General features: G+C 66.9%; 14 protein-coding genes. 8 read left to right on the top strand and 6 right to left on the bottom strand.

What is annotated here, in order from left to right:
• Together ACH2AT_RS09660 and ACH2AT_RS09665 are read left to right on the top strand one after the other, a co-directional pair.
• Positions 1-509 (top strand): hypothetical protein (locus ACH2AT_RS09660; protein WP_394965588.1); only part of this gene is annotated, 509 nt, incomplete at its 5' end.
• A gap of 28 nt (positions 510-537) precedes the next feature.
• On the top strand, positions 538-1,872 hold the full coding sequence (locus ACH2AT_RS09665) for a CCA tRNA nucleotidyltransferase (RefSeq protein ID WP_394965590.1): 1,335 nt from the start codon (positions 538-540) through the stop codon (positions 1,870-1,872).
• A 90-nt stretch (positions 1,873-1,962) separates the two neighbouring features.
• Here ACH2AT_RS09665 and ACH2AT_RS09670 read toward each other — a convergent pair whose 3' ends face one another.
• From ACH2AT_RS09670 to ACH2AT_RS09690, 5 genes are all read right to left on the bottom strand, one after another.
• Positions 1,963-2,781, bottom strand: a complete 819-nt coding sequence (locus tag ACH2AT_RS09670) for a hypothetical protein (RefSeq protein WP_394965592.1) — start codon at positions 2,779-2,781, stop codon at positions 1,963-1,965.
• The gene (locus ACH2AT_RS09675) at positions 2,782-3,150 is read right to left on the bottom strand and encodes a hypothetical protein (protein ID WP_394965594.1); all 369 of its coding nucleotides are present in this window, start codon (positions 3,148-3,150) and stop codon (positions 2,782-2,784) included. It lies immediately after the preceding gene.
• Positions 3,131-3,664, bottom strand: a complete 534-nt coding sequence (locus tag ACH2AT_RS09680; protein ID WP_394965596.1) for an RNA polymerase sigma factor — start codon at positions 3,662-3,664, stop codon at positions 3,131-3,133. The genes ACH2AT_RS09675 and ACH2AT_RS09680 overlap by 20 nt, the downstream gene beginning before the upstream one ends.
• Positions 3,665-3,797: 133 nt before the next feature.
• The gene (locus ACH2AT_RS09685) at positions 3,798-4,610 is read right to left on the bottom strand and encodes a metallophosphoesterase (RefSeq protein WP_394965598.1); all 813 of its coding nucleotides are present in this window, start codon (positions 4,608-4,610) and stop codon (positions 3,798-3,800) included.
• 2 nt (positions 4,611-4,612) lie between these two features.
• Positions 4,613-5,452 (bottom strand): DegV family protein, encoded by an 840-nt coding sequence (locus ACH2AT_RS09690; RefSeq protein WP_394965600.1) that lies wholly within the window; start codon positions 5,450-5,452, stop codon positions 4,613-4,615.
• Positions 5,453-5,666: 214 nt separating this feature from the next.
• On the opposite strand from ACH2AT_RS09690, the gene ACH2AT_RS09695 reads away from it, so the two are divergent.
• The 3 genes from ACH2AT_RS09695 to ACH2AT_RS09705 all read left to right on the top strand — a co-directional run bounded on the left by ACH2AT_RS09695 (position 5,667) and on the right by ACH2AT_RS09705 (position 8,684).
• Positions 5,667-6,521 carry a DMT family transporter gene (locus tag ACH2AT_RS09695; RefSeq protein ID WP_394965602.1) on the top strand — a complete coding sequence of 285 codons (855 nt, stop codon included), beginning with the start codon at positions 5,667-5,669 and terminating at the stop codon, positions 6,519-6,521.
• Positions 6,522-6,700: 179 nt separating this feature from the next.
• Positions 6,701-7,666 (top strand): GDSL-type esterase/lipase family protein, encoded by a 966-nt coding sequence (locus ACH2AT_RS09700; protein ID WP_394965604.1) that lies wholly within the window; start codon positions 6,701-6,703, stop codon positions 7,664-7,666.
• 19 nt (positions 7,667-7,685) lie between these two features.
• A complete protein-coding gene (locus tag ACH2AT_RS09705; protein WP_394965606.1) occupies positions 7,686-8,684 on the top strand; it encodes an SGNH/GDSL hydrolase family protein in 999 nt (332 codons plus the stop codon).
• A 145-nt stretch (positions 8,685-8,829) separates the two neighbouring features.
• Here ACH2AT_RS09705 and ACH2AT_RS09710 read toward each other — a convergent pair whose 3' ends face one another.
• Positions 8,830-9,777, bottom strand: coding sequence for a glycosyltransferase family 2 protein (locus ACH2AT_RS09710; RefSeq protein ID WP_394965608.1), 948 nt, complete (start codon positions 9,775-9,777; stop codon positions 8,830-8,832).
• Positions 9,778-9,967: 190 nt separating this feature from the next.
• Between ACH2AT_RS09710 and ACH2AT_RS09715 the strand changes: the two genes are divergently transcribed.
• From ACH2AT_RS09715 to ACH2AT_RS09725, 3 genes are all read left to right on the top strand, one after another.
• A complete protein-coding gene (locus tag ACH2AT_RS09715) occupies positions 9,968-10,228 on the top strand; it encodes an AtpZ/AtpI family protein (protein ID WP_394965610.1) in 261 nt (86 codons plus the stop codon).
• 17 nt (positions 10,229-10,245) lie between these two features.
• The gene (locus tag ACH2AT_RS09720; RefSeq protein ID WP_330056095.1) at positions 10,246-10,677 is read left to right on the top strand and encodes an ATP synthase subunit I; all 432 of its coding nucleotides are present in this window, start codon (positions 10,246-10,248) and stop codon (positions 10,675-10,677) included.
• On the top strand, positions 10,667-11,007 hold a 341-nt coding region (locus ACH2AT_RS09725; protein ID WP_394965612.1), incomplete at its 3' end, for a F0F1 ATP synthase subunit A. The genes ACH2AT_RS09720 and ACH2AT_RS09725, both read left to right, overlap by 11 nt.

An 11,007-nucleotide genomic window follows, 5' to 3' on the forward strand; every position in this document is an offset into this window, starting at 1 on the left:
CGGCGCTGATCTACTGGACCCGCGGCGTGGTGGAGTTCCTGGTCTCTTCGCCCATGCTGGGCGCGGGCGCCAGCTACCTCACCTTTATCACCGGCAACGCCGTCAACCTCAAGCTGCCCTGCGCGGTGAACGCCCGGGAGATCTGCGGCACCCAGGTGGGCACGCCGGAAAACGACATCGTCTCCACCCTGTCGGTGGCCACCAGCAGCCTGGTGACCACGCTGGTGCTGGCGGTGGGGGTGCTGTGCCTTGTGCCCCTGCGCCCGGTGCTGGAAAACCCGGCCCTGGCCCCCGCCTTCAACAACGTTATCCCCGCTTTGTTCGGGGCGCTGGCCTTCAAGTATTTCTCCAAAAGCCCCAAGCTGGCGGCGGCGCCGCTGGCCTTCATGTGCGTGCTGTTCGTGCTGGCGCCCGGCCTGATCGGAAGCGTTTCCTTCCTCATCCTGGTCAGCGGCGGCATGGCCATCGCCATCGCCTGGTGGATGTTCCGCACCGGGCGTCTGGAGTGAAAAATTTCTGCAAAGGAGGGGCCGCCGGATGGAAGTTCCCGCCCATGTAAGCCAGCTGCTGGCCGCGCTGCGCGCCGGGGGCTTTGCGGCCTGCCCGGTGGGCGGCTGCGTGCGGGACGGCCTTCTTGGCCGCGCCCCCGGCGACTGGGACCTGTGCACCAGCGCCCTTCCCGAGCAGGTGAAAGCCTGCCTTTCGCCCCGCTGGCGCACGGTGGACACCGGCATCGCCCACGGCACCGTGACGGCGCTCACCGAAGGCGGCCCGGTGGAGGTGACCACCTTCCGGGTGGAGGGCGGCTACTCCGACCACCGCCGCCCCGACGGGGTGCACTTTGTGACGGATCTCAAAGAGGACCTGGCCCGGCGTGACTTCACCATCAACGCCATGGCGCTGGACGAGGGGGGCATCGTGGACCCCTTCGGGGGCAGGGCGGACCTGGCGGCTGGGTTCATCCGCTGTGTCGGCGAGCCGGCCCGCCGCTTTGAGGAGGACGCGCTGCGCATTTTGCGGGCGCTGCGCTTTGCCTCCTGCCTGGATTTTACCATCGAGCCGGCCACCCTGGCCGCCGCCCGCGCCGCCGCGCCCACCCTGGCCAGGGTGAGCGCCGAGCGGGTGTTCGCAGAGCTGGACAAACTGCTTTTGGGCCCCGGCGCGGGGCGGGTGCTGGCCCAGTGCGGCGGCATCCTGGCCCATGCGGAGCCCGCCATCGGGCCCTGCCTGGGCTTTGACCTGCGCAGCCCCCGCCACGAGCTGGACCTCTGGGGCCACACCGCCCGGGCGGTGGGCCTCGCGCCGCCGCGGCGCAACGTGCGCTGGGCGCTGCTGCTCCACGACCTGGCAAAGCCGGGCTGCTTTTTGCTGGACGGCCAGGGCTTCGGCCACGCCCCCGGCCATGCCGCCCGGGGCGCGGCGCTGGCCAAGGAGGTGCTGACGCGGCTGAAGGCCCCCGGCCGCCTTGTGCAGGGGGTGCAGCCGCTGGTGCGCTGGCACGACGCCCCCCTGCCCCAGGACACCCCCGGCGCCCGCCGGTGGCTGGGCCGCTGGGGCTGGCCCACGCTGGAGGACCTGATCGCCGTGAAGCGGGCGGACCTTCTGGCCCACGCCGACGCACCGGCCATCCGCCGCCGCCTGCAAGAGACGGCCCGCTTTGAGAAGCTGGCCCGCCAGGCCCACCGCCGGGGCGACTGCGTGCGGGTGGGCCAGCTGGCGGTGAGCGGGGCCGACCTGATGAACGCCGGCGTCTGCCGGGCAGGGCCCCGGATGGGGCGGCTGCTGGACGCGGCGCTGAACGAGGTCATCGAGGGCCGGGTGGAAAACCACCCGGCGGCGCTGCTGGCCTGGGCCCGCGGGCAGAAAGGATAAAAAAAGGGCGGCCCCTCAAGCCTGGTGGCTTGGGGGGCCGCTCTGCGTGCCGGACTGGGCAAGGCCCTGCGCGGAAGGCCGCCCGCTTTTTTATTCCACCCACACGCGCCCGTTGATGTCGGTGGCGCCGTGGTTCACCACCCGCAGCTTCACCTCGCCGGGGGCAAGGCCGGCGAGGGAGAAGTACTGCACGCCGTCCGCGCCGCTGATGACCTCGGTGCGCACCGTCTCGCCGTTCTGGATGACCTCCAGATCCAGCCGTTCGCCCACGCAGGCCACGTCCACCGCCAGCATGCGGCCGGCGGGGTCGTCCAGGTCAAAGCGGCCGGAGGTGTGGTAGCCGTCGCTGGTCTTGTTCATGGAGAAGGTCCACACCCCGTCCCGGTGGCCCTTCGTGCTCATAAGGACCCAGCCGGTGTTCACGTCCGCGGCGCTCTCGATGGGCAGGCCCGCCACGATGGCGGCGCCCCCGGTGGTCACAAGGGGCGTGCTTGCGGCGGAGGCGGCAAAGACGAACATGCCCGCCAGCAGCCCCGCCATGCACAAAACGCTTGCAAGGCCGCAGGCAACGGCCGCCTTGCCCAGCGTGCCCAGTTTACGTTTGGGGGCGGGCTCGCCGTAATGGCTGTTGGCCGCGCCGCAGGCGGGGCAGAAGCGGTCCGCTCGGGTGAGGGACGCGCCGCAGCTCTCACAGGGCTCCAGCGCCTGCCTGCGGCCGAAGATGAAGTAGAGCAGCAGGGCGATGATGGGGCCGGCGAACACCGCCAGCAGCACCCACAGGGCAGGGGGCTGGCCGTGGAGGCGGCTGTCGCGGTAGAGCCAGACGCAGCTGAGCACGGTGAACGCCAGCGCCAGCACGCCGGCCAGCATAAGGAAGCCGAAAATGAGGGTAAGAGGCATGGCTGCCATTCAGGACATCTCCTTTCTGCCCCTTGGGGGCAGTTCCAGTGTGAGTTGTTCTTTCAAATCAGAGCATTTGAGGCCCACGAAGGTCATCACCACGCCCCCCACCGCCAGCCAGCCCAGGGCGAAGGCCGCCAGATGGGCCGCCAGGGGCATGATGGGCAGCGCGAAGATGAGGGCGGGCACCCCGCAGACAAAGAGGTTCGCGGTCATGGGCAGCCACCACAGCGAGAGGCGGCGGGCGGCGGGGCGGCTTTGCAGCTCCCGCTCCTTTTGGTAAAGGCGCGCCTTCAGAACGGCGTTCAGTTCCGCGCCCGGCTCCTCGCCCCTTTGCAGGGCGGCGGCCAGCCGCCGGTCAAAGTTCTTCTCGTCCATAGCCCCTCGCCTCCATTTCCTTTTTCAGCAAAAGCCGGGCCTTGTGCAGCCGGCTTTTCACCGTGCCTTTGGGCAGCTTTTCGATGCGGGCCACTTCTTCCAGCGGAAGCCCGGCCCCGTAGGCCAGCAGCACCGCCGCCCGGTACTTGTCCGGCAGGCGCTCCACCGCCGCGGCCAGGGCGCGGCGCTCCGCCGCCGCCAGCGCCGCCGCCTCCGGCTCGTCGCCCCCGGCAAGGGGCGGCGGGTCGTCGCCGTCCAGCTCCACCGGCCGGGCGATGGCCGCCCGCCGGCTGCGCTTGCGCGCTTCGTTGCGCCACAGGCCGGTGGCCACGCTGTAGAGCAGCGCCCGGGGATTGCGGCCCTCGTCCGGGGCAAGGTCCAGCTCCAGCATCCGAAGGAAGGTCTGCTGGTAGAGGTCCTCCCCGTCGGGGCCGAAGCCGGCCAGCCGCCGGCAATAGCGGTAAAGCTCTGTTCCGTAGCTGCCCAGCAGCTGCTCCACCTGACATGCCTGCACGGGGCCCACCTCCTTGTTTGTTTGAACCAGGCGCCTGTTTCGCTTTGTAGTCGTCGCCAAAAGGGCGGCGGTTCATTTTTTCTGCAAAAAAAATCCGGGTCCCCGGCGGGGCCCCGGATGGGTCGCTCGAATTTCAGCCCAGCACCACCAGTTCCGGCGGCGCGAGGAAGCGGAAGGGCACCCCGCTCATGCCGATGCCCCGGCTGACATACAGCTGGGCCGCCCCCGGCCCCTGGGGCCGGTAGAGGCCGTAGGGGTAGAACTTGCCCCCCGGCGGCAGGATGAGCCGGGTGAGCACCGGCAGCCGCACCTGGCCGGCGTGGCTGTGGCCGCTGAGCATCAGGTCCGCCTTTTTCAGCGGCAGATAGCGGGCCTTGTCCGGCATGTGGCACAGACAGACGCGCCAGCCGCCGGCGGGCATGCGGCGCAGCGCCCGCCCGTCGGAATAGGGCGAGAGGCCGCAGAGCGCCACCCCCGGCGCAGGATACACCACCTCGTCCCACAGGACGGTGAAGCCGCCCGCGGCGAACAGCTGCTCAAAGAAGGGGCGCGCGCCCTGGCGCACATCGTGGTTGCCCAGCACCGCGTACTTGCCTTTGGGGGCGCGGATGCGCCGCAGCTGCCGCGCCAGCTCGGGGAAGGGCAGGGCCCAGGCGTCCCGCAGGAATTTGGAGAAAAAGTCGCCGCCGAAGAGCACAAGGTCGGGCTTCAGGGCATTGATGCGCTCCACCACCGCCTCCAGCCGCTCGGGCGCGCCGGCGCGACGGATGTGCAGGTCGCTGAAAAACACCACCCGCAGCGGCGGCTTTTTTTCCAGCGGCGGCCGGGTGAGGGTCAGCCGCCGGGGTTCCAGCTTCGCGGCGTAGAAGGCGAGGCCCAGCCCCGCGGCGGTGAGGGCCGCGGCGCCGGCCAGCAGCGCGGCGTCCCGCGCCCGGGTCTGCTTCATGGTCAGTACCCCACGATGATGCCGCCGGTCTCGGCGTAGAAGCTGGTCAGGCCGCTGCAGGGCAGCACCACCACTTTGGCGCCGGGCCATTTCTTCTCAATGCCGTTTTTCAGCATCAGGGCGGCCTTTTCGTTCTGGCAGTGGCTGATGACCGCCGGCTCCAGCCCCTGGTAGCCCCGGTGGTCCATCTCTTCCAGCAGCAAAGCCAGCATGCGGGTCTCGCCGCGGGTCTTGTGCAGCATTTCCAGCTTGCCATCCTCGCTGCCGCGGCCCACCGCCCGCATGCTCATCACGCCGGCCATAAAGCCTGCCAGGCGGCTCAAACGGCCGTTCTTCACCAGATTGTCAAAGCTGGCCAGGGCGAACAGCACCTGACGGCCCTGGAACCAGATCTCCCATTGGCGCACCACTTCGCCGAAGGAGAGCCCTTCGGCCACCAGGTCGTTTGCCTTCCAGATGGCCAGGGCCATCTCGCCGCCGGTGGACAGGCTGTCCAGCACATGGATGCGCTTTTCGGGGTGGCTTTCCAGCACCATCTCCCGGGCCACCATGGCGCTGTTGTAGCTGCCGGACAAATTGCTGCTGATGGTGATGGCCAGAACGTTGTCCGCCTGCATGAATTTCTCCGCCCACTCTTCGGGGCTGGGGCAGGCGGTGGTGGAGGCCCCGTTGTAGTTGTGCATGGCGTCCATCATGGCGTCCACATCCAGGGCGGAATTGTCCACAAATTCCCGCTCGCCCACCCGGATCTTCAGGGGCACGGTGGCAAAGCTGAGGCCGGGGGCGGGGTTTTCCAGGCTGCGCAGTTCGCAGGAAGAATCGCTGACGATGATCCAGGACATAGGGCATATCTCCTTTTGCAGCGGGCCGGCGGGCGGCCCATCTGGTATTAAAAACTACATCTCTTTTTATTGTAGCAGTGCGGGGGTGCCCCGTCAAGTGAAAACGCGCAAAATCCCGTGACAAACCGCCCCGTCTGCGGTACAATGATAAAGCATTGCACCCCCCGGCCCGCGAATGGGCGGGCGGCGGGGCCGAAGGGGGAGGAAACAGGGCATGAAAAGGCAAAAAAACGGGGTTTTTCTTGTGCTGGCCGCGGCAGTGCTGATGAGTTTCGGCGGGCTGATGATCAAGGCCATCCCCTGGAACGCCATGGCGGTGAACAGCGGGCGCAACCTGTTCGCGGCGCTGGTCACCTTCGGCTATATGAAGGCCGCGGGGCTGCCGGTGCGGGCGAACCGCACGGTGCTGGGGTGCGCGGCGTGCATCACCGCCTGCAACGTGGCCTACACCCTGGCCACCCGGCTCACCACCGCCGCCAACGCGGTGGTGCTGCAATACACAAGCCCCGTGTTCATCCTTTTGTATCTTTGGGTGTTCTTCAAGCAGAAGCCCCGGCGGCTGGACCTTGCCGCCTGCGGCGTGGTGTTCGCCGGCATGGCCTGCTGCTTTGCCGGCAGCCTGGAGGCGGGGGGCATGGCGGGCAACGTGCTGGCGGTGGCCGCCGCCAGCTGCTACGCCGTGGTGTTCATGGTGAACATGTTCCCCGGGGCGGACAGCTTTTCCAGCTACTTTTTCAGCCAGGTGCTGGGGTTTGCCGTGGGCCTGCCCTGGCTGGCCGCCGAGCCGAACATGAGCGCCGCCAGCTGGGGCGCCATCGCGCTGATGGGCACGGTGCAGGTGGGCGCGGCCTACATCCTCATGGCCCGGGGCCTTGCCACCACCGCGCCGGTGGCGGCAAACCTCGTGTGCATGACCGAGCCGGTGCTGAACCCGGTGTGGGTGGCCCTGTTCTGGGGCGAAAGGGTGGGCCCCATGAGCCTTCTGGGCATCGCCGTGGTGCTGGCGGGGCTTTTGTTCTACAACCTGGCCGGCGCGAAAAAGCGGGAGCAGGCCGCCGGGGTGAAATAACCGGCCCCCGCCCGCTCGTATATAGAATATGGGCGGCGGGCGGCGGCATATTCCGCCCCTTCGCGGAAAATACTGATATTGGATAAGAGACTGTGAATTTTCTGTGGCCTTGCTTGCGCGGGGCCTGCCGCTGGGGTATAATACTCATTGTATACCATTTGGACAAAGAGGGAGAGAAAATGGCTACCTACCGGGAATTCCGCGAGCAGGTGAAACGCCGCCGCCGGCGCAAGTTCATCCTGCGCCTGTCGCTGCTGATCGTCGCTGCCGCCGCCGTGTGCGGGGTGGCGTTCTTCGCACTGTACACCGTGCTCACCGGCGCGGGCTGGACCCCCGGCAACGGGCAGCTGGTGGCCTCCGGCAGCGCCTCCGCTTCCGACGCGTCGCAGCCCGCCTCCGCCTCCGGGAGCGGCTCTTCCTCCGAAGACGGGCAGGGCGGCCAGCCCGCCGCCACCTGGAACACCTCCACGCCGGTGGAGGCCACCCTGGACCAGACCGTCTCCGGCGCGGACTACCGCATGCTGGCGGTGGGCGCCAACGCCGCCGTGGACTACAGCTTTTTTGACCGCGCCGCCATCCTGGGCGACAGCGTCAGCCAGGGCTGGAACATCTATGAATCCCCCATGAAGGCCCACGCCTTCGTCTGCGCCTACAAGAGCATCGGCCCCAGCGCGGTGGTCAACAAGCAGACCGCCAACCCCGGCGAGGCGTCCGGGCGGGGCGAAGAAAACATCTACGACACCATCATCAATTCCAAGCCCCTGCGCCTTTACATCCTGCTGGGCACCAACGCCCTCGTGCGGGACGGCGAGGCCACCGAGCAGTCTTTCCTGAGCTACTACGGCCAGATGCTGGACATGTTCAAGGCGGACCTGGGGGACGAAGTGGACATCTACGTCCAGTCCATCACCCCGGTGCGCCCCGGCGCCAGCCAGCCCGGCCTTTACAAAGAGCGCATCCAGCGGGTGAACACCCAGCTGGCGGTGATGGCCCGGGAGAAGGGCTGCCACTTTGTGAACATCTATGAGGTGCTGCAGGACGCCAACGGCGACCTGCGGGAGGATCTGGCCGCCGCCGACAAGGTGCATCTGAACCAGAACGCCTACCCCATCATGGCCGAGTACCTGGCCACCCACACTGCCTGAAGTTTCAAAGGAGGCCGGCATGGCCAGCTACCGTGAATTCCGAAGAGAGACCATCGCCCGCCGCCGGCGGCGCCAGACCCGCCGGGGCCTGACCCTGGCGCTGGCGGTGCTGGTGCTGCTGGGCCTGGCCTGGGTCATCACCTGGGCCATCGAGGCCGTGAGCGGCAAGGGGGAGGGCGCCGATGCCAACAGCGCCCTGGACCCGGGCGCCACCGGCCTTGCGGGCAGCGTGCTCGCGCCCCTGCCCATGGAAAACCCGGTGACCGAAACGGGCGGCGGGGTGCAGTTCGCCAGCATGGGCCCGGTGCAGCAGACCGACGGCTGGAGCTACACCGGCCTTGACTATGAAAAGATCTGCCTGCCCGCCTGCGGCCGGGTGGACAACACCTATTTCTCCACCGCCCTGTTTCTGGGCGACAGCGTCACCGAGGGCCTGGGCCTCTATGAGAACCCGGTGAAGGGCGTGGCCACGGTGCGCGGCTACCGGGGCGCCACCCCCGGCGACGTGGTGAACCGGGTGGTGATGACCGACTACAACACCGGCGAGGAATCGGTGCCGCTGGACGTGGCGGCCCAGATGAACCCCAAAAGCATCTACCTGATGTTCGGCGCCAACGCCCTGGCCGCCCGGGACGGCGAGGCCGTTGAGGACAGCTTCATCGCCTACTACGGCCAGATGATCGACCTTGTGCGCCAGGCGGCCCCCGAGGCGGACGTCTACGTCCAGACCATGACCCCGGTGGCGGCGGACTATTCCAGCGCCGGCATCTATAAAGAGCGCATCCAGCGGGTGAACGAAAAGCTGGCGGCGCTGGCGCTGGAAAAGGGGGCCTATTTCGTGGACGTCTATTCCGCCCTGGCGGACGAGAACGGCGACCTGGTGGCGGAGTACTCCTCCGACGGCCTGCACATGGTGGCCGCGGGCTACAAGGCCTGGGCGGACTGCCTGGCCGGCCATGTGGCCTACAGCGCGGATAACCCCTATGTGATGGGCAGCGAATACTACATTGCAAAATAAACAGAAAAGGCACGGGACGCGTCCCGTGCCTTTTTTCGTTTATGCTTTGCGGCGAAAGAGCGGCAGCTGCCGGCGCTTCGGGCGATGTGTTCTTTTCTCAGATGGGCCTGTTCATGTTTTTCTCCTCAAAGGCGGGGCGGGCGGTTCATTCCGCCTCGTCCCGCTCGGTCTCCCGCACGATGTACACCGGGCGGCGCTTGACTTCCATGTAGGTCTTGGCCAGATACTGGCCCAGCACCCCCATGCAGAACAGCTGCACGCCGCTGCACAGAAAGATGATGCAGACCATGCTGGGCCAGCCGCTGGTGGGGTCGCCGAAGAGCATGGTGCGCACAATGATGAAAACGATCATCACAAAGGCCAGCGCGCAGAAGGCGATGCCCACGAGGCTGGCCAGCGCCAGGGGCGCGGTGGTGAAGGCCACGATGCCCTCCAGCGAGTAGAGGAACAGTTTCCAGAAGCTCCACTTGGTCTCGCCGGCCACCCGTTCCACATTCACATACTCCAGCCACTTGGTCTTGAAGCCCACCCAGCCGAAGATGCCCTTGGAAAAGCGGTTGTACTCCGGCAGGGCCAGGATGGCGTCCACCATCCGCCGGCGCATCAGCCGGTAGTCCCGCGCGCCGTCCACGATGTCGGCGTCGCTGAGGCGGTTGATGATCTTGTAGAACATCCGGGCAAAAAAGCTGCGGATGGGCGGCTCGCCCTTGCGGTTGGTGCGGCGGGTGGCGGCGCAGTCGTAGTCCTCTTGCAGCAGCGCGTCCAGCATCCGGGGCAGAAGGGCGGGCGGGTCCTGCAGGTCCGCGTCCATCATGGCCACATAGTCGCCCTTCGCGGCTTTTAGCCCCGCCAGGATGCCCGCCTCCTTGCCGAAGTTGCGGGAAAAGCTGATGTAGCGCACCCGCTTGTCCTGCCTGTGCAGCCGGCGGGCGATGGCGAGGGTGCCGTCCCTGGAGCCGTCGTCCACAAAAATAAATTCGAACTCCGCCCCGTGGCTGGTTTTCATCTCCCCGGCCACCCGGCAGATCTCCTCATAAAAGTAAGGCAGCGCCTCCTGCTCGTTGTAGCAGGGCACCACGATGGAAAGCAGCATTCCGCCACCGCCTTTGCGTTTTTCTTCATTCTATCACAAAGGCAGGGGCACGGCAAGCGGGCGGCGCAGGGGGCTAAATTGTAAAAAAACTGTGCCCAGTCCACAAAATGAATTGTTTTATCAACTCTTTTTTGGTATAATATTCAATCATGCGGCGGTATCGGCCGTGCTGAAAAAGGGGGCGTGCCGGGTGAAGGGCTGGATGAACGCGCTGCGGGAACTGGCCTGGCTCACGCAGCTTGGGTTTTCGCTGGTCACGCCGCCGTTTTTGTGCGCCTTCGCCGCCTGGTGGCTCATCGACGCCAAGGGCTGGCCCGCCTGGGTCATGGCGCCGGCGCTGGTTTTGGGCCTGGGCGCGGCGGCGGCGTCCTTCTGGGGCTTCTACCGCTATGTGCAGCGCAGGAACAAACCGGATCAGAAGGGCCCCGCCGCATTCAACGACCATGTTTGAAAGAGAGGAACGTCCGGATGAAACTGCAGCCGGCTGTGAAAAAAGAGACCGCCCACATCGCCCTTGGCGTGGCGGTGGGGGTGGCGGCGATGCTCGCCGTGTTCGCCCTTTTGGGGCGTTTTGACTACACGGTGGCCCTGGGGGGCGTGCTGGGCGGCGCGGTGGCGGTGCTCAACTTCCTGCTTTTGGGGCTCACGGTGCAGAAGATCACCCGCGAGACGAACGAGGAACGGGGCCGCAAGCTCATGCAGTTTTCCTACAGCATGCGCATGCTGGTGATGGCCCTGTGGCTGATCCTGGCGGTCAGCATGCCCTTCCTCCACTGGGTGGCGGCGGCGCTGCCGCTGCTTTTCCCCCGTCTGACCATCGCGGTGATGCAGCTGACGGGCGTTTACAAAAAGGAACAAGACAACGAGGAAAAGGGGGAACAAGTCGACCATGAACGTTGAGATCACCGGCCCGAAGATCCTTTGGGAGTCCTCCTGGTCGGTGCCGCTGCTGGGCAAGTTCCAGCTCACCGAGAGCCTGCTGAACGCCTGGATCATCCTGGCGGCCATCGCGCTGCTGTGCTGGTGGCTGGGCCGGGGCCTGACCGTGGACAAGATCAGCAAAAAGCAGGCGGTGGCAGAACTTTTGGTCACCACCTGCAAGAACTTCGTCATCGGCAACATGGGCCAGCGCTACGCCCACTTCGTGCCCTTCATCGGGGCGCTGTTCAGCTATTCGGCGCTGTGCAGCCTGTCCAGCCTGATCGGGCTGTACCCCGCCACCAGCGACCT

The organism is Candidatus Allofournierella excrementigallinarum (assembly GCF_944388085.1).
GTDB classification, from domain to species: domain Bacteria; phylum Bacillota; class Clostridia; order Oscillospirales; family Ruminococcaceae; genus Allofournierella_A; species Allofournierella_A excrementigallinarum.

Excerpts from the sequence above, each read along its gene's own strand:
- ACH2AT_RS09710 (WP_394965608.1), bottom strand. The coding sequence starts at position 9,777 with ATGCTGCTTTCCATCGTGGTGCCCTGCTACAACGAGCAGGAGGCGCTG.
- ACH2AT_RS09705 (WP_394965606.1), top strand. The coding sequence starts at position 7,686 with ATGGCCAGCTACCGTGAATTCCGAAGAGAGACCATCGCCCGCCGCCGG.
- ACH2AT_RS09700 (WP_394965604.1), top strand. The coding sequence starts at position 6,701 with ATGGCTACCTACCGGGAATTCCGCGAGCAGGTGAAACGCCGCCGCCGG.
- ACH2AT_RS09665 (WP_394965590.1), top strand. The coding sequence starts at position 538 with ATGGAAGTTCCCGCCCATGTAAGCCAGCTGCTGGCCGCGCTGCGCGCC.
- ACH2AT_RS09670 (WP_394965592.1), bottom strand. The coding sequence starts at position 2,781 with ATGGCAGCCATGCCTCTTACCCTCATTTTCGGCTTCCTTATGCTGGCC.
- ACH2AT_RS09685 (WP_394965598.1), bottom strand. The coding sequence starts at position 4,610 with ATGAAGCAGACCCGGGCGCGGGACGCCGCGCTGCTGGCCGGCGCCGCG.
- ACH2AT_RS09690 (WP_394965600.1), bottom strand. The coding sequence starts at position 5,452 with ATGTCCTGGATCATCGTCAGCGATTCTTCCTGCGAACTGCGCAGCCTG.
- ACH2AT_RS09675 (WP_394965594.1), bottom strand. The coding sequence starts at position 3,150 with ATGGACGAGAAGAACTTTGACCGGCGGCTGGCCGCCGCCCTGCAAAGG.
- ACH2AT_RS09695 (WP_394965602.1), top strand. The coding sequence starts at position 5,667 with ATGAAAAGGCAAAAAAACGGGGTTTTTCTTGTGCTGGCCGCGGCAGTG.
- ACH2AT_RS09720 (WP_330056095.1), top strand. The coding sequence starts at position 10,246 with ATGAAACTGCAGCCGGCTGTGAAAAAAGAGACCGCCCACATCGCCCTT.